Origin of the sequence: Paraburkholderia graminis (genome assembly GCF_003330785.1) — a bacterium.
Classification (GTDB): domain Bacteria; phylum Pseudomonadota; class Gammaproteobacteria; order Burkholderiales; family Burkholderiaceae; genus Paraburkholderia; species Paraburkholderia graminis.
This window is the reverse complement of record NZ_CP024936.1, coordinates 181414-198623: the sequence shown is the minus strand read 5'-3', so window position 1 is coordinate 198623 and position 17210 is coordinate 181414. Positions and strand designations below refer to the sequence as shown.

The 17210-nt window shown below is 63.9% G+C and carries 12 protein-coding genes and 3 pseudogenes; 7 read left to right on the top strand and 8 right to left on the bottom strand.

The features are described 5' to 3' along the window. Positions 1–285: 285 nt before the first annotated feature. Positions 286–620, top strand: a pseudogene (locus CUJ91_RS32435) (DeoR/GlpR transcriptional regulator); the annotation flags it as partial. 242 nt (positions 621–862) lie between these two features. Here the strand turns inward: CUJ91_RS32435 and CUJ91_RS32430 are convergent. Both CUJ91_RS32430 and CUJ91_RS32420 read right to left on the bottom strand, forming a co-directional pair. After that, entirely contained in the window at positions 863–1084 is a 222-nt protein-coding gene (locus CUJ91_RS32430) for a hypothetical protein (protein ID WP_114158268.1), read from the bottom strand. Positions 1085–1430: 346 nt separating this feature from the next. Continuing rightward, positions 1431–1748 (bottom strand): hypothetical protein, encoded by a 318-nt coding sequence (locus CUJ91_RS32420; RefSeq protein WP_114158266.1) that lies wholly within the window; start codon positions 1746–1748, stop codon positions 1431–1433. An 83-nt stretch (positions 1749–1831) separates the two neighbouring features. On the opposite strand from CUJ91_RS32420, the gene imuA reads away from it, so the two are divergent. The 5 genes and pseudogenes from imuA to CUJ91_RS32395 all read left to right on the top strand — a co-directional run. Beyond that, positions 1832–2539: a translesion DNA synthesis-associated protein ImuA gene (imuA, locus tag CUJ91_RS32415; RefSeq protein ID WP_114158265.1), complete on the top strand. Its 708-nt coding sequence runs from the start codon at positions 1832–1834 to the stop codon at positions 2537–2539. Then, positions 2469–3950 (top strand): Y-family DNA polymerase, encoded by a 1482-nt coding sequence (locus CUJ91_RS32410; protein WP_244231163.1) that lies wholly within the window; start codon positions 2469–2471, stop codon positions 3948–3950. The genes imuA and CUJ91_RS32410 overlap by 71 nt, the downstream gene beginning before the upstream one ends. Positions 3951–3956: 6 nt before the next feature. Continuing rightward, positions 3957–7105: pseudogene (locus CUJ91_RS32405) on the top strand (error-prone DNA polymerase). A 117-nt stretch (positions 7106–7222) separates the two neighbouring features. Then, positions 7223–8185: an SOS response-associated peptidase family protein gene (locus tag CUJ91_RS32400; RefSeq protein WP_114158264.1), complete on the top strand. Its 963-nt coding sequence runs from the start codon at positions 7223–7225 to the stop codon at positions 8183–8185. Beyond that, positions 8186–8290 (top strand): annotated as a pseudogene (locus tag CUJ91_RS32395) (zinc-binding dehydrogenase); the annotation flags it as partial. It lies immediately after the preceding gene. 38 nt (positions 8291–8328) lie between these two features. On the opposite strand, the gene CUJ91_RS32390 reads toward CUJ91_RS32395, so the two are convergent. From CUJ91_RS32390 to CUJ91_RS32370, 5 genes are all read right to left on the bottom strand, one after another. Then, on the bottom strand, positions 8329–10605 hold the full coding sequence (locus CUJ91_RS32390; RefSeq protein WP_114158262.1) for a xanthine dehydrogenase family protein molybdopterin-binding subunit: 2277 nt from the start codon (positions 10603–10605) through the stop codon (positions 8329–8331). Further along, positions 10602–11114, bottom strand: coding sequence for a (2Fe-2S)-binding protein (locus tag CUJ91_RS32385; RefSeq protein WP_114158261.1), 513 nt, complete (start codon positions 11112–11114; stop codon positions 10602–10604). Before CUJ91_RS32385 ends, CUJ91_RS32390 begins: the two co-directional genes overlap by 4 nt. Continuing rightward, positions 11111–12385 carry a c-type cytochrome gene (locus CUJ91_RS32380; protein WP_114158260.1) on the bottom strand — a complete coding sequence of 425 codons (1275 nt, stop codon included), beginning with the start codon at positions 12383–12385 and terminating at the stop codon, positions 11111–11113. Before CUJ91_RS32380 ends, CUJ91_RS32385 begins: the two co-directional genes overlap by 4 nt. Before the next feature lie 75 nt (positions 12386–12460). Further along, positions 12461–13621, bottom strand: a complete 1161-nt coding sequence (locus CUJ91_RS32375; RefSeq protein ID WP_114158259.1) for an alkene reductase — start codon at positions 13619–13621, stop codon at positions 12461–12463. A gap of 155 nt (positions 13622–13776) precedes the next feature. Next, a complete protein-coding gene (locus CUJ91_RS32370) occupies positions 13777–14991 on the bottom strand; it encodes an MFS transporter (protein WP_114158258.1) in 1215 nt (404 codons plus the stop codon). A gap of 132 nt (positions 14992–15123) precedes the next feature. On the opposite strand from CUJ91_RS32370, the gene CUJ91_RS32365 reads away from it, so the two are divergent. Then, entirely contained in the window at positions 15124–16044 is a 921-nt protein-coding gene (locus CUJ91_RS32365) for a LysR family transcriptional regulator (protein ID WP_114158257.1), read from the top strand. 22 nt (positions 16045–16066) lie between these two features. On the opposite strand, the gene CUJ91_RS32360 is transcribed toward CUJ91_RS32365, so the two are convergent. Beyond that, positions 16067–17185 (bottom strand): amidohydrolase family protein, encoded by a 1119-nt coding sequence (locus tag CUJ91_RS32360; RefSeq protein WP_114158256.1) that lies wholly within the window; start codon positions 17183–17185, stop codon positions 16067–16069. Positions 17186–17210 lie beyond the last annotated feature (25 nt).

Here is a 17210-nt window from a genome sequence, read left to right as displayed (position 1 = left end):
GTGACAGGTGTTAGGTTCCGTCATGGCGAGATTTCAAGGCGCTAGACGTCCTGTCGTACGACAGTGAGTCTTTTCGCAGCAAGCCAAAGCGAGCGTGCGCGGTAAGGATGTTGGGCCTGCTTTTTGAGAGAAGCGGCTGGCCACTGCGGCTCGAGAAGGGAAATTCGGAAATCTTTGTAGCATCGACTCATCGGAGTACCTCCGGTTCATGAAAGTCCTGACAGTCGTCATCCACCGGCTACTGGCCGTGGTCATGCTAGATCGTGAGCGGAGCGCCTTACCGATCATCTGGCGCTGACCGGAAATGATCTTCGGAACTCAAGCATTAGCACGCGGGCCCGCTGGCCGAACTTTCGCTGAGCCGTTTGAGCGTGGAACAAGGCATTTCTGGAGCCGACGGCTTCGTTGCCGGTCTCGGGCTTTGGGAGGCCAGGGTGGAGCAAGCATATTTCGAGGACCGCATCATCCGGCGCGCGGCGCAGGTCATTGTGCTCGCAGACGCCGACAAGCTTGGCTGCTCGCGGCAGCAGTATTGGACTGCCCTTGAGCGCGACTGGCGGCTTAGCACGTCGCGTGTCCTGGGCGAGCAGTGTCTTACGCCGTTCAGCGCGTGGTGGTAGACGCGCCGAACTCGAGAGCGTGCCGCTTATTGCGACGCCCGCGCGAAGCGGCGGCTCTAGGTAAGACCGCCGCTTGAGACTGAGCCCCAGGCGGTCGTCTATATATGAGCCAAGCCGTGCAGCAGCAACTCGAGCAGGGAACCGGAACTGGAGTCGCCGCGGTTGTGCGCCCGTCGCGTTTGGACTTTGTCTGCGACAGAGCAGGGTTGATGCGCGGGAGTTATGCATGCCATGTGACCGGCTTACTCATTTGCATCGAGCCAGGCGCGGGCCCAGCCCAGGCCCGCAAGCTGAGCGTCCTCTTCACTTTCAAAATCGCCCAAGACGCCCGACACCTGAATTAGCTTTCCGCCACGGGTGATGGTCCCGCTCGCTGCATAACGAGCTGGCCGATGGTCACCGTTGTTTTCCTCAACGATGGCGTGCCCCCATACGTCATAGCCGCGGTACTTCTGCGATTGCATTAGCGGACGACGTGAGCGGAAGCCGCGTGGCCTTTCACGCGAAGCACGTTGCCTTCCGGCGTGGTTTGCCGCGGAATCTCTGACATGTCCGGTTCGTCCTTGCGCAGGGTTTTTTGCGCGTTGCCCTGCTTCGCCACGAGCCGTGGAGCAGTTGCTATCGCGCGCGGCGAACGCACCTTCTTCGCGTGCAAGGCCACGTGACGTCGGACTGCGAGCCTGTGTGAAGTACCGGCCCGGTGGGGGGCAGTCGCGCGCGCCTCGGGCGGATTCCAAACTTCCGAATAGGTGCCGGCCCCGAAAGCCGTCGGCGCAAACGCCGCGGTCAGTAACGCAAGTCCAAGTTTTCTCACAATTTCCCCTTGCCCGCTTCTCGCTGCTGCCACTGTTTGCAAGCCACCGCCTGGTTGAGGCATCTGCCGTGGCAGCCTGCGCAATAGTGGCGGTCCCGAATGGCTTCGGTGACTTGCCATGCATTTGCGGCGAGCGGACTCGCTGTCCCAACGGTATGGCCGTTCTCGGCGGCGTAAAACGTCGCCTCGCCCGCCTTGCCACGACGAATCGCCTCGTTGATTTCCTGCTCGCCGAACGCTGATTTTAGCTGCGCCACAAACGCCGCAATTTCCGGCATCGGATGGCTGACGGGTTCACGCACACGCATATCCACCCGTCCCGCTCCCGAAAAAAGTGCCTGTTCGCCGCTACGGAAATCCGTGTAGGATACTGTACATCCATACAGGTTTTCTCGCAATGACATCCCCCTTGCCGTCCCCCGAAGCGATACACCCGTCCCTGTGGCGGGCGTCGCAGCTCGCGCGGGGCCGGGGCCGCGTGGTCGATACCGGCTATCCGGCGCTCTCAGGCGAACTGCCCGGGGGCGGCTGGCCGGTCGGTGCGCTCGTGGACCTGCTGGTGCAGCAACCGGGTGTGGGTGAACTGCGGCTGCTGCGGCCCGCGCTGAGTGCCGTAGACGACCGGCCCGTTGCATTCCTGCAGCCGCCGCATACGCCGGACGGCCTGGGACTTAGCTACATCGGTCTGTCGCTGGAGCAGGTGCTGCGCGTGAAGGCGCAGAAAACCGCGGATGCGCTCTGGTCTGCGGAACAGATTCTCCGCGCGGGAAGCTGCGGTGCGCTGATTTTCTGGGCGCAGTACGCGCAGGCTTCATCGCTGCGGCGCCTGCATCTGGCGGCGCAGTCGTCGGAAACGCTATTCGTCATGGTGCGCCCGCTTGCGAGCGCACAGGACGCGTCGCCGGCGCTCCTGCGCCTGGCGCTCAAACCATCGGCCGACGGCCTGACCGTCGACATCGTGAAACGACGAGGGCCCTCGCGCACGGAGCCTCTGTCGATTCCCCTTCAACCCACTCCTGTTCTGCTGTCACGACATGCGCGTCTTTCTCGCCGCTCACCTGCCGAAGTTGCCGCTCGAAGTCTTCAGACCGAGGTGGTCGCCTGAGCCGCTTCACGGCAGCGTCGTGCTCGAGAAGGACAAGGTCGTCATCGCGGACGGCGTCGCGCGCGCGGCAGGCGTGCGGCTGGGGATGAAGCGCGGCGGCGTGCTGACGCTCTCGCCGGACACGGAAATGCACGAGCGCGACTTCGCCCGCGAGCGGGCGGTGCAGCGCGATGTCGGCATTGCGCTGATGCGCTTTTCGCCCGAAGTCACGCTGCTCGATGAAGCGACCGTGGTGGTCGAGGTCGGCGCGAGCCTGCGCCTCTTTGGCGGACTGCTCGCGCTGTGCCGCGAAGCCAAGGCGCTGCTCGCCACGCTCGGTCTCACCGCGCGCATCAGTGCCGCACCAACCGGCCAAGGCGCGTGGCTGCTGGCCCGCCATGCGAAAGGGCATGGTGCGCGGCGCGTGCTCAAGCTCTCCACGCTTGAGCAGCGGCTGGCCAGTCTGCCCATGGTCGCGGTTCCCGAGGTGCGGCAGTTCGCCGACTGGTTTAGCGGGCTCGGCTGCGAAACCATCGCCGACATCCGCCGGCTGCCGCGCGCCGGACTGCAGCGGCGCTGTGGCGAACACCTGCTCGATTCGCTCGACCGCGCGTTTGGCACCGCGCCGGAACTGTTCGACTGGCTGGAACTGCCGCCCACGTTTTCCGCGCGCATCGAGATGCCGGACCGGCTCGAACACGCGGACGGTGCAGTCTTCGGCGCACACCGGCTTATCGTGCAACTGTGCGGGTGGCTCTGCGCAAAGCAGCTCGCAGTGAGCGCGGTGCACCTGTCGCTCGAGCACGAGCGCGGGCGTGACGCCATCGAACCGACCAGCATCGAGATTGCACTGGGTGAGCCCACCTGGCGCGAAGAGCACCTCGTGAGGCTGCTCAAGGAGCGGCTGCATCGCATCGAGCTCACCGCGCCGGTTATCGCATTGCGTCTGGACGCATCAAAGGTCGAGTCCGCGGCGCCAGCGTCCGACACGCTTTTCCCCGAGCCGGGGGGCTCGAAGGAAGACCACGCACGGCTACTCGAATTACTCGTCGCGCGGCTCGGTGAAGACAATGTACTGCGGCCGGCGCCAAGCGCTGACCATCGCCCGGAAGTCGCCAACGCATGGGTGCCGGTCACCCAAACCGCAAAGGCCGTGGTCATCCCGGAAGGCCTGCCGCGACCGACGTGGATGCTCGATACGCCGGTGCGCCTGCTGATGCGCCAGCACCGCCCGTTCTATGGTTCGCCGCTGCGCACGGTGTCACCGGGCGAGCGCATCGAGGCGGGCTGGTTCGATGGCGAACTGGTCACACGCGACTACTTCGTCGCGCAGGCCGACGACCAGAGCTGCTACTGGATTTACCGCGAACGTGTCAGCAGCCGCGACGCGGAAGAGGAACCGCGCTGGTTCCTGCACGGCCTATTCGGATGAAGCGCCGTGGACACCACCTTCACCGTGCTGCCGGCGTACGCCGAGCTTTTCTGCCTGTCGAACTTCTCGTTCCTGCGCGGTGCCTCGCACGCGGAGGAACTCGCTGAGCGCGCCGCGCAACTCGGGTATTCGGCGCTCGCGATTACCGACGAATGTTCGCTCGCTGGTGTCGTGCGGGCGCACGTTGCGGCGAAAGAAGCGAAGCTGCCGTTTATCGTCGGCTCATACTTCCGTCTGGTGAACGCGGACGGCTCGCCGGCATTCGGACTCATCCTTCTTGCCAGAAATCGCGAAGGATATGGCAACCTCTCCGAGCTCATCACGCTCGCCCGCACGCGCGCGCCGAAGGGCGAATACCGGCTCACGCCACAAGACCTGTCGCGGCCCGACAAGGAATACCGGCACCTGCTGGGCGTGCCGGATTGCCTGGCTATTCTGGTACCGAGCTTCGCCGCAAAGGAAGACGTGCTCGACGCGCAGGTCGAATGGCTGGACGAGACATTTCCGGGGCGCGCATGGGTCGGTCTCGTGCTGCATCAGCGCGCCATGGACGACATTCACCGTGGCGCGGTGGAGTTCGTCGCGCGCAACCGCGACGTGCCGGTGGTCGCACTCGGCGAAGTGCTGATGCACGTGCGCTCGAGGAAACCCCTGCAGGACACCATCACCGCCATCCGGGTCGGCAAGCCGGTTCATGAATGCGGCTACGACCTCGCGCCCAATGCCGAGCAGCATCTGCGCTCGCGCTTGCGGCTCGCCAATCTGTATTCACCGGATGCGCTTGCCGCAACGGTCGACATTGCCGCGCGCTGCACGTTCTCCCTGGACGAATTGCGCTACGAGTATCCGGACGAACTCGTGCCGCCCGGATTCACGCCGGGCGCCTATCTGCGACAGGAGACGTACATCGGCGCACAGCGGCGCTTTCCGTCGGGCATTCCGCATCACGTGCAGGAGCAGATTGAGCACGAGCTTGAACTGATTGGCGACCTGCAGTACGAGCCGTATTTTCTGACGGTCTACGACCTGGTCCGCTTCGCGCGCAGTCAGCATATCCTGTGTCAGGGGCGAGGGTCGGCGGCCAATTCCGCAGTGTGCTACTGCCTCGGTGTCCGGAGGTGGACCCCGCACGCGGCAACATGCTTTTCGAGCGCTTCATCTCGAAAGAGCGCGGGGAGCCGCCTGACATCGACGTCGACTTCGAGCATCAGCGGCGCGAAGAAGTGATTCAGTACATCTATCGCAAGTACGGTCGCGACCGCGCGGCGATTGCCGCTGCGGTTTCGACGTATCGTGCGCGTGGCGTCTTGCGCGAAACGGGTAAGGCGCTCGGTGTCGATATGCAGATAGTCGATGCGGTCGCCAAGTCGCATCACTGGTTCGATAACAGTGCGGACCTGCTCAAGCGCTTCGAGGAGTGCGGATTGAATCCAGACACGCCGCTCATCCGCGCGTGGGCGTCGCTCGCCGCACAGCTCTATGGCTTTCCGCGGCACCTGTCGCAGCACTCAGGCGGCTTCGTCATCAGCCGGGGCAAGCTCACGCGGCTGGTTCCGGTTGAGAATGCCGCGATGCCCGAGCGTAGCGTCATCCAGTGGGACAAGGACGACCTCGAATCGCTTGGACTGCTGAAGATTGATGTACTCGCGCTTGGCATGCTCTCAGCCATTCGTCGCACGCTCGACCTCGTGTCGGAGCAGCGCGGTGAGCGCTTCGAGATGCAGGACATTCCCGCGGAAGACAAGGCCACCTACGACATGATTTCGGCCGCCGACACGGTCGGCGTCTTCCAGATTGAATCGCGCGCGCAGATGTCGATGCTGCCACGCATGCGACCGCGCACCTTTTACGACCTCGTGATTGAAGTGGCCATCGTGCGGCCGGGTCCGATTCAGGGCGGAGCGGTTCATCCTTATCTGCGCCGCCGCCAGGGCTTTGAGCCGGTCACCTATCCGAGCGATGCTCTGAAGACCGCACTGGGCCGCACGCTCGGCGTGCCGATTTTCCAGGAGCAGGTGATGCAGGTCGCTATTCTCGCCGCGGGCTTCACCGCGGGCGAGGCAGACCAGCTGCGGCGCGCAATGGCCGCGTGGAAGCGTAAGGGTGGCCTCGGAAAATACTATGACCGCATCGTGCTTGGGATGCAGGAGCGGGGTTATGACCTTGCGTTTGCCGAAGCCATCTTCGAACAGATAAAGGGCTTCGGCGAGTATGGTTTTCCGGAAAGCCATGCGGCGAGTTTCGCGCTGCTCGTGTACGCGAGCAGTTGGCTGAAATGTCACGAGCCTGAGGCATTTCTCGCCGCGATGCTCAACAGCCAGCCGATGGGCTTTTATTCACCGTCGCAACTCGTGCAGGATGCGCAGCGCCACGGCGTCAAGGTGCTGCCGGTCAATGTGACCATTAGTGGATGGAATTCGTCCCTCGAACCTATGGCCGGCGAGAAGCGGCCCGCAGTGCGCCTGGGTCTCTCACTTCTGCGGGGCATGAAGGAAGGCACGGCCGAGCGGATTGAAAACTCGCGCGCGGTGCGGCCTTTCGCGAGCGTAAAGGACCTCGCGCGCCGCGCGACGCTCGACCGTCGGGACCTGCATATTCTCGCGGACGCGAATGCGCTCGCCGCGCTTGCCGGCAATCGGCGCGAGGCGCTGTGGCAGTCGGTGGCCGCCGTCCCTGAGAAGGACATGCTGGCCGCCGCGGCCGTCGAGGACGAAACGCCGGAACTCGGCGCGCCCTCGGAAGCGAACGACATTTTCGCGGACTATCGCTCGGTGGGCCTGACGCTCGGTCGTCATCCGCTGGAACTGTTGCGCCCGCAGTTGCTCGCCAATCGCCTCATGCCCGCGGCCACGTTGCGCACCTACCGGGACGGCCGGCTCGCGCGGGGCTGTGGTCTCGTCACCGTGCGCCAGCGGCCGGGCACGGCCAAGGGCGTGGTGTTCGTCACGCTCGAAGACGAAACGGGTAACGTGAACGTCATCATCTGGCCGACACTGCTCGAGAAGCAGCGCAAGGAAGCGCTCAGTGCGTCGCTGCTGGCGGTCTATGGGGTCTGGCAGTGTCAGGGCGAGGTGCGGCATCTGGTAGCGCAGCGGCTTGTCGACATGTCGCATCTGCTGGGCGGCCTGCATTCTGTCAGCAGGAATTTCTGCTGACGCTTGACCGCTTCATGCGGTTGCCGACGCCGACCGCCGGCGAGCAGTAAAGGTGTAGATTCCAGCTAGGGGCACTTCATCAGCCGCCCACTCATGTGATGGATACCGGAGGAACTGATGTGCTACTCGGCCCAGATAGTCGCGGACTACCGAAAATTTGTGCGGACCTTCGGCGCCATCATGGACATTCATGAGTTTGCGCGCCTGCTTTTTGAGCGAGCCGAAGACATCAGCAAGGCGAAGGTACCGAAGGCCATGGAGGCCGCATTCGCGCAACCAGAGAACGAAGCGGAACGAGAAATCGCTACCCTCATCGGCCGGTTCAATGCCGCACAGGCGACAAAGCTCGAGCAGGAGCTGTTCAAACAGCGCAAGCGGCTGGCCGATGCCGAGCGCGCTCTGGAGACCAAAGTTACGAAGGCGGCCAGCGAAAGTCGCCGCATAGCAACCGACAAGATTGCCTGGGCCAAAGCCAGAATTGACGACCTCCAGCGCACGGAGCCTGAACCGCGTGACTCGCGCATTTTCCCAGGTTACTACGCGCCTGTGATGATTTCAGAAAATGGAAAGCGCGTCGTCAAGCCGATGCGTTATCAATGCCGCATTGCTGGTAAGCCGGCGTCTTACGATAAGAAATTCCCCGGAACCTATAACGCCCGCAGGGACAGCCTGCAAGGATTCTGGAAACCGTGCTTTGGACATACCCACGGCATTCTGCTGGTCGAGGTCTTTTACGAGAACGTGAGCAAAGCTAAATTTGAAGGCACGCTTCTCGAGACGCACGAGCGCGACGAGAACGTAGTTCTCGAATTCCGTCCGGCAAACGGCGAACTAATGCACGTGGCTTGCCTCTGGTCGCGATGGACTGCGCCCGGTCACCAAGACTTACTCTCGTTCGCCGCCATCACCGACGAGCCCCCACCGGAGATTGCAGCTGCCGGTCACGACCGGTGCATCATCCCCATCAAGCCCGAAAACGTCGACGCCTGGCTCAACCCTGACCCGTCGAACCTGGAGGCAATGTACGCGATACTGGACGACAGGGACCGGCCATACTATGCGCATCGGCTGGCCGCCTGACTCCAGCCGGTGATCGACAAGGTCTTCCCGCTCGAACAGATTGTCGACGCTCATCGCTATCTGGAGTCGAACCAGCAGTTCGGGAAGATTGTTGTCACCGTGTGAGGCTTCTTGGCGGAGCTTGAGAGAAGGGATGGAGCGGTTCACGACCTCAAGCTCTCGCCGGCCAGCGGCATGTCCCGCAAGCGTTTGCCCGTAGCGTCGAACAATGCATTGCCGAGGGCGCCCGCGGTCGGCCCCATCGACGCTTCCGCTGCGCCCAGAAACGGCGCGCCCGGCCGGTCGATCAGGTGCACGTTTACGCTGCGCGGGACGGCGGAAAATCGCAGGATCGGATAACTGCTCCAGTCGAAGCTGCGAATTCTGTTCGTATCGAACTGCAATTGTTCGTATAGCGTCCAGCTTGCCGACTGGATCACGCCGCCTTCGATCTGGTTTCGAATCCCATCAGGATTGACGATCTGCCCCGCGTCGACGGCTGCTTCGGCGTGTTCGAGAATCACCTGGCCGGTTTCCGGCACCACCGAGACTTCGACCGCGATCGCGACATACGCCATCAGGTTCTTGTACCTGGCGAAAGCAAAGCCGACGCCGTGATTACGTTTGCGAGGCGGGCGGGGCCAGCCGAACTTTTCGGCGGCCAGCCTGATCACATCCCGCGCGCGCGGGTCCTGCATATGCCTGAGCCGGAACTCGACCGGGTCGGCGCCAGCCGCGGCGGCCAACTCGTCCATGAACGTCTCTATTGAGAAGACGTTCATGTGAGCGCCGAGCGAGCGCATCGCCGACGTGTGCAGCGGCATCGTCGGCGAGAAGTTGTTCATGACGTGCATGTTCGGCAACGTGTACAGCGGAATACCGTTGCGATCGCCGCCGCCTTCCGGCTGCACCATCGGCACGGAAGGCGCGGGTGCGAACGGCTTCTCGAGCAACTGCGCGGGAATCAGCCGGCCGGCGTTGACGATCCGCTCGTTATGCGAACTGCTCCACAGCGCATAGTTCCAGTCGACGATGTTCCCGCCTGCGTCGAGCGACGCCTTGACCTCGGTGACCATCGCGGGTGTGTAGTGATCCCAGGTATGTTCCTGTTCGCGCATCCACTGCACGCGCACCGGCTTGCCTTCCATTTCACGCGCGATCAGTGCTGCGTGCGCGGCGACATCGTCGGCGCCGTTGTGACCGTAACAGCCGGAGCCTTCCACGTGGATGCAGCGAATGCTGTCCTTCGGCATCGACAGCATCTCGGCCAGGCCATCGTGCAACGGATACACGCCTTGTGAATGGGTCCACACGGTCATCGCACCGTCCTTGAACAGCGCGAGAGCGCATGACGGCCCAATCGAGCCGTGCATCATGTAGCGCCTGGTGTATGTCGCGCCGAGCGTTTTGACAGCCGTTGCCGTTGCGCTGTGCGTGTTGGCGATTTCAATGTGCTGTGTGCAGAGGGTTGCGAGATCGCGATGAACCGTGGCCGGGTCCGGCAGCGCGCGGCCGGCGCTCCACTGGCTGTTCGCGGCCAGCGCCCGCTGCGCCTGCACGGCCTGCCATTCGCCGTTGGCGACCACGGCGAGCATGCTGCCGTTTCTCACCACCTTCACGACGCCCGGCATCTTCAGAACATCTGCCGTGTTGGCTTGCAATAGCCGCGCTTCATAGACGGGCGGCATCACGACGCGCGCGTGCACCATGCCGGGCATCAGCATGTCCTGTACGTAGCTGACGCCGCCCGTCACCTTGCGCGGAATGTCCACGCGCGGCAACGACGTGCCGATGACGTGGAAAGCCGCGGGATTGGTCAGCGGCGAAACAGGCGCAGCCATGCGATGCAAATCGACGAGGCCGACGGCTTCGCCGTAAGTCATGCTGCGGCCGTCGGGAGCCTTGATGATCGAATCGCGCACGGTGAGAATATTGCTACGGATGCCGAAACGTTTCGCGGTGGCATCCATGAGCAACCCGCGCACTTGTGCTGACGCGTTGAGCAGCGCGCTGCCGCTGTCGGCGATCGTGTGGCTGCCGGCGGTCAGGCCTTCGTCGGGCGACGCGCCCGTGTCGGCGGTGAGGAACGTAATGAGCGCGGGCGCCATGGCCAGTTCCTCGGCGGCAATCTGGAGCAGTGCGGTGCGCACGCCGGTGCCCAATTCCACTTTGCCGGTGTACACCGTGACCTTCCCCTTGCGGTCGATCCCGATCCACGAGTCCAGGTACGGGTTCGTCTTCAGACTGCCCGCCAGCGCCTGGGTCGCCTTGCCGATGTGCACGGCGGCGCCTTCGTCGGCGATCACTTCCTGCGCCAGCGCTTTCACGCCGGGCAACATGCTGAAGCTCACGACGAGCGCGCTGCCCAGCATGAAGCGGCGGCGGCTTTCGTCGACGGATTCGTCGACGGATTCGTCGATGTGTTCGTCGTGGCGGCTCATTGCGCGCCTCCGTGACTCGCCGCGAGTGGCGGGTTTTCGCGCGGCGCGTCCGCGGCCTGCAAATGCGCGACTTCGCGGATCGCGGCGAGTATTCGTGTGTGCGTGCCGCAACGGCACAGGTTCGGCTCCATGTGCTCGATCAGTTCCCGCTCGGTAGGACGCGGATTGCGATCGAGCAGCGCCTGTGCGCGCATGATCATGCCGGCGATGCAGTAGCCGCACTGCACCGCCTGATGCTCGATGAACGCTTTCTGCAGCGGACCGGGATGCTCGATCGTGCCGAGACCTTCGATGGTGCGCACCGGCTTTTTGCCGATCGATCCAACCGGAATCAGACAGGAAAACGCCGCCGCGCCATCGACGATCACGGTGCACGCGCCGCATTGGCCGAGGCCGCAACCGAACTTCGCGCCGTGCAATTGCAGATCGTTACGCAGCGCGTAGAGCAGCGGTGTCGAAGGATCGATGTCGAGCGCGTGCTGCACGCCGTTGACAGTGAGATTGATCATCGCGCGTTGTTCTCCTTTCTGACCTTCACCACCACCGCTTCGACGTCCGTCCACGGGCCGCGCTGCGAATAGGCGCTGCGAATGTAGGACGCGAGATCGGCGATCTGCTGGTCGTCGTAGATGTGATCGAAAGCGGGCATGTAGTTCATGCTGTCCTCGCCGTGCCATCCGTTGCCGCTCAATATCATCTGGATCGCGTTGCGCGGCGTTGCCGCGTTGATGGCGGTGCTGAATGCGAGCGTGGGGCGTTCGCCGATCGACTGCATCGGCGCAGCCGGGCCGTGGCATTGGGCACAGGACGCGGCGAAGAGGGTCGCGCCGCGTTGCGCTTCGGGCGAACCGACAGTAGACGCGACCGGCGTCGCCATGGTCTGCGGCTTCTGGATCGACAGAAGATAGGTGGCGATCGAGCGCACGTCGGCTTCCGGGACGGTCGCGAGATCGCGCGTGACGGGCAGCATCGGGCCGGCCGCTGCACCGTGCTCGCTGGCCCTGCCGGTACGCAGATAAGTGACGAGCTGTTCCTTCGTCCACGGTTTCGGCGCTGCGCCGAGTGCGTTCAGCGCAGGCGCTTCCCATCCGTCGACGATGTCACCATCGAACGCCTGACCCGACTTCTCGCCGCCGATCGCATTGAGTGGCGAGTGACACGACGCGCAGTGGCCGAGGCCATCCACGAGCAGCTTGCCGCGATTCCATTCGGCGTCTTTCGATGCGTCGGGCGGTTGCTCGCCGGGGTGCAGGAACAGCACATTCCAGAAGGCGAGCAAAGGACGGAAATTCAGCGGGAACATCAACTGGTTCGCGGGCGGCGTCGCATCGACCGGTTCGCGTGTCATCAGATACGCATAGGCCGCCGCGATGTCGTCGTCGGAGATACGCGTGAAGTGCACATACGGAAACGCGGGATACAAAAGATGCCCGTCGCGAGCGACGCCGTGACGCGTCGCGCGCGTGAACGCCTCGAGCGACCAGGCGCCGATGCCGGTTCTCACATCCGGCGTGATGTTGGTCGCGTAGATCGTGCCGAACGGCGTGGCGAGCGGCAAGCCGCCCGCGAACGGCTTGCCGCCCTTTGCCGTGTGACACACGATGCAGTCGCCGAGCGCGACGACGCGCGCGCCCGCTAGCTTCGTGCGGGCGTCGAAAGCGTCCTGCGCGGGAGGGCTGACGGGCGCGATCGCCGGCTTCCACATCAGCAGCAAAGCGACGGCGAACGCGGCCATGATCGCCATGCCGCCTGCCGCCAGCAATCCAGACTTGCGGGTCATTCGCATACCTTTCATCGAGGGGTTATGTCGAACAGGCGGCGCGCGCTGTACTGCGCGTCGAGGCAACGAGCGATGTCATGCCTGAGCCGCGCGCGGCTCGGCTCGCGCATCGGTTGGCGCATGGCCAGTTGCGCTGCCGCCGAACGGATAGTCGATGTAGCCGGCGGCGTCGCCGCCATACCAGCCCGTGGCCTTCGGCGCCGCCAGCGGCGAGCCTGTGCCAATGCGTTCGACCAGATCGGGATTCGCGATATAGGCGCGGGCGAACGCCACGAGGTCCGCGTCGCCTTCGCGGATCAATGCTTCGGCGGCATTCACGGAAATACCGCCGTTGACCATCAGCGTGCCGGAATACACGCGCCGCAGGCGTCCGATGATGCGCGGCAAATCCGGCTGCCCGCTCCAGCCGTTCGTATCCGCCGCGTGGACATACGCGACGCCGAATTCGCCGAGCATCTTGCCGACGTAATCGTAGGTGCCGTCGGGGTCCGCGTCGCGCACATTGTTGTAGTGCGCATAAGGCGAGATGCGCACGCCAACGCGCTCGAGCGGCATGACCGAGCCAATCTCCGTGATGATCTCGCGCAGAAATTTTGCGCGGTTCGCCACCGAGCCGCCGTAACGGTCGTCGCGCGTGTTGATGGTCGACGAGAGGAATTGATGCGGCAGATAGCCGTTCGCCGCATGCACTTCCACGCCGTCGAAACCCGCCGCGATCGCGTTGGCCGCGCCCTGTTTGAAGGCGTCGACGGTGAGCCTGATCTCGTCGAGCGACATGGCGCGCGACGGCGTTGCGTGGATCTTCGTGTACTGGCCGTTGTGCAGTTGCGCCCACACTTGCAACTGTTCTAGGTCGTCATTCACGCCCGAAGGCGAGAGCGGCGCGTCGCCGCCGAGCAGCGCGAACGAGCTGACGCGCCCGCCGTGCCACAACTGCATGAAGATGCGCCCGCCCTCGGCGTGCACCTGGCTCGTGACTCTACGCCAGCCTTCGATCTGCTCTGCGGTGAAGATGCCCGGCGTCAGGTCGAACGCCGCGGAAGCCGCGTTGACGTTGGTCGCTTCGCTGACGATCAATCCCGCCGACGCACGTTGCGCGTAGTAACTCGCCATCAATTCGGTGGGCCGCCCTTGCGACGGTGCCCGCGAGCGGGTCATCGGCGCCATCGCGACGCGATTCGGCAAGTGCAGACCCGACAGATCGTAACCGTCGAGCAAAGGTGAAAGTGAGGACATGGTCGTTTTCCTTGGCGATCGATGGCGTCGTTCAGGCCGGGCGCAATGCTGAGAAGCGTATCGTCCAGCCCATGAGAATTCCTGAATTCACGCTGAATTGTTGTTAACGAAGGCGGGGAGGCGGTGTACTGCCCCCTTCAAAGCGCAGTGCGACATCAGCAATGGCGCGCAGCGTGTGGGCGGCTGATCATCAGGTAATGAGCGAGTGCGATCAGCGGAAAGGCCGTGGCGACCGCGGCCACGAGCGGCCAGCCGCCGTGTTCATAGAGCGGACTCGCGAGCGCCGAACCCAATGCGCCGCCGACAAAGATGCTCGTCATGTAGAGCGCGTTCAGCCTGTTGCGGCTCGTCGCATCGAGCGCGTAGATCTCGCGTTGGCCCAACACCATGTTCATCTGCACCGCGAAGTCGAGCACGACGCCGGTCGCGACAAGGCCGGCCACGCCCCACGCCGGATGGATCAACGTAGGTGCGTAGGCCAGCGCGCCGACCACCAGCGCGATCAGCGTCGCGCGAACCGTGTGGCCGGCGTCGGCGAGGCGGCCCGCCACCGGCGCGGAGGTCGCGCCGATTGCACCGACCAGCGCGAAGATGCCGATCTGCGTTTGGCTGAGACCGAAATGGCGCGTCAGCTCGACGGGAATCGCGGTCCAGAAGAGGCTAAACGACGCGAACATCAATGCCTGGTATAACGAACGATGACGCAGTACGGGCATCGTGCGCACGAGGTGGCCCAGCGAGCTGATCAGTTCGAAGTACGTGGCCTGGTGATCCGGCTGGCGGCGCGGAATGGTTAGCGCGAGCACGGTCGTCACTATCGCCATCAGCACGGCGGCGGAGCCAAACACGGCGCGCCAGCCGAAGTGTCCGGCGAGCACGCTCGAGATCGGACGCGACAGCAGAATGCCGAGCAGCAGGCCGCTCATGATCGTGCCGACCACCTTGCCGCGCGATTCGTCAGGTGCCAAATGCGCAGCGAGCGGAATCAGGATCTGCACGGCAACCGAACTGAAGCCGACCAGCAGCGAGATGACGAGAAACGCGCCTGGCTGATGCGCGAATGCGGCGGCGGCGAGACTCGCGATCGACACGAGCGCCGTGGCGATCATCAGCTTGCGGTTTTCCAGCAGATCGCCGAGGGGCACGAGAAAGAACAGGCCGAACGCATAGCCGATTTGCGTGAGCGACACGATCAGGCTCGCCGTGCCGCCCGACATGTGGATTTCCGGCGCGATCAGTTCGGTGATCGGCTGTGCGTAGTACAGGTTGGCGACGATGGCGCCGCAGCAGAACGCGAACAGCGCGATCAGACCGTTTGTCAGCTTGATGGGACTGCTGGCGCGCGCCGTGGCGGAGGCTGGGGTTGACATGACGACTCCCGGAAGTAAAGAGAAGCGGAAACGCAATGCATGCAGCTTATGCGTTGCGTTTCTGTTGCGGAATGGGGCTAAAATGCAAGCCAGCGTTGCGTTCTACGCAACCAAACCGCCAACTGCGTAACCATGGACAAATTTCTCGCCGTCAAAACCTTGCTCGAAGTGGCCGACGCGGGCGGCTTCTCGAAGGCCGCGCAACGCCTCGGGGTTGCGACTTCGTCGGTCACGCGCCTGATGGATTCGCTCGAATCGTCGCTCGGCACCGCGCTTTTGACCCGCACGCCGCGCATGGTCAGCCTCACCGACGCGGGCACTGCCTACGTCGAACAGGTGTCCAAGGTGCTCGACGATCTGGCCGAGGCCGACGAGAGCGTTTTTGACAGCGGCGCGTCGCCGGTCGGCGCGCTTCGCATTTCGGTGCCGTCCACCTACAGCCGGTTATGCCTCGCGCCGCATCTCGCGGCTTTTCTCGCCGAGCATCCGCGCGTGTTTCTCGACGTGGTGGTCGGCGACCAGTTCGTCGACCTCGCGGTTGACCGGATCGACGTCGCGATCCGCATCGGCTTTGCCGAGCGCGACGCCAATCTGATCGTGAAAAAGCTCGCGGACAATCCGCGCCATGTCGTTGTCAGCCACGACTACCTGCAACGCAGCGGCACGCCGGAATCCCCCGCCGATCTCGCCGCGCATGAGTGCGTGCGGTTCGCCTATGGCGGCGGCTACCGCACGCGCCAGGTTTGGACCTTCCAGTGCGACGGCGCCGAGCAGCGCGTCGACGTGCGCGGCCATCTGCTTTCCAACAATCTCGACATACTGTTCGAAGCCGTGATGGCCGGGCGGGGAATCGCGCTGCTGCCCCAATGGCTGGTGGCCGCGGAGATTCGCAGCGGGCGTCTGCTGCGCCTCTTCGAGCGATTCGACGCGCGGCCGCATTCGGGCGACGCGGTCGTGTATGCCGCCTATCTGCCGAATCGCCGCCAGTCCAGCAAGGTGCGCGCGCTGGTGCAGTTTCTTGAACGGCGGCTGGATGCTTCGTTCGAAGGTTGATCGCGCACGGCCTTTGTCCATTTCAGATTTTTAGCAACCGCGCCGCGTTGCCGCCGATAACCAGGCTCTTCTGCTCGGGCGGCAGGCCAAGACCATCGACGAACGCCACCGGCTGCGCGTAGCCCATGTCGAAACAGTAGTCGCTGCCGAGCACGAGCCGATCCACGCCGATGTTGCGGATAAGGAAGTCGAGAACCGGACCTGAATGCGAGACCGTGTCGTAATTGAAGCGGCGCAAGTAGCTGCTGGGCTTTTGCGCGAGGCGCCGTGTTTCGGGGCGCACGGTCCAGCCTGCGTCGATGCGGCCCATCAGAATGGGCAGCGCGCCGCCCGCGTGAGGCAATGTAACGTTGAGCCGCGGATGCCGGTCCATCACTCCGCCGAGGATCAGATGCGAGCCCGCAATCGCGGTGTCGAAGGGATTGCCGAGCAGGTTGCTCAGATAGAAGTCGCCGAGCCGCGCACCGCCGACTGTCTGCTGTGGATGCAGGAATACCGGCAAGTCGAGTTGTTCGATGCGCGCAAACACGAGCTCGAATAGCGGATCGTCCAGATCGCGATTGTTGATGTTGGTCCCCATGTACACGCCGCGCACGCCGGGTAATTCGGACGCGCGTTCGAGTTCGTCGATGGCATCGTGCGGGTTTAACATCGGGAGGGTCGCGAGCACCACGAAGCGGTCTGGATGCCTGACGTGTATCGCGGAGGCCGCTGCGTTCCATGTTCTCGCGAGCTTTGCGTTGAAGGCGCGGTCGGCCCAATACGCCATGGGCACGCTCAACGAAAGTGCTTGCACGTCGACGCCCGATGCGTTCATGTCGGCGAGCCGTTCATCGACGTTGATGAACTTGAGCGGCAACGGCCCGAGGCCGCCGGCCGGCGTCTGGAAGGTGAAACTCGTGGCATCGCAAGTGAATTTGCCGCCGTACTTCGCGCCCTCGCTGTCCAACAACTCGCAATAGCTCTCGGGGTAGTAGTGCGCGTGAATGTCGATCGACTTGCCCACGCCCTTTGCCGCAGTCGCGGCGCGGTTTGCAGCGGTGGCACCGGCCGGCACGCCCGAAGCAAGGCCGGCTGCGAGCGCGCCCATCGTGGCGAGCATGCGGCGGCGCCGCGGCGAGATACAGCAGTTGCAATCCATGAGTCCGTCTCCGTTATAGATTTTG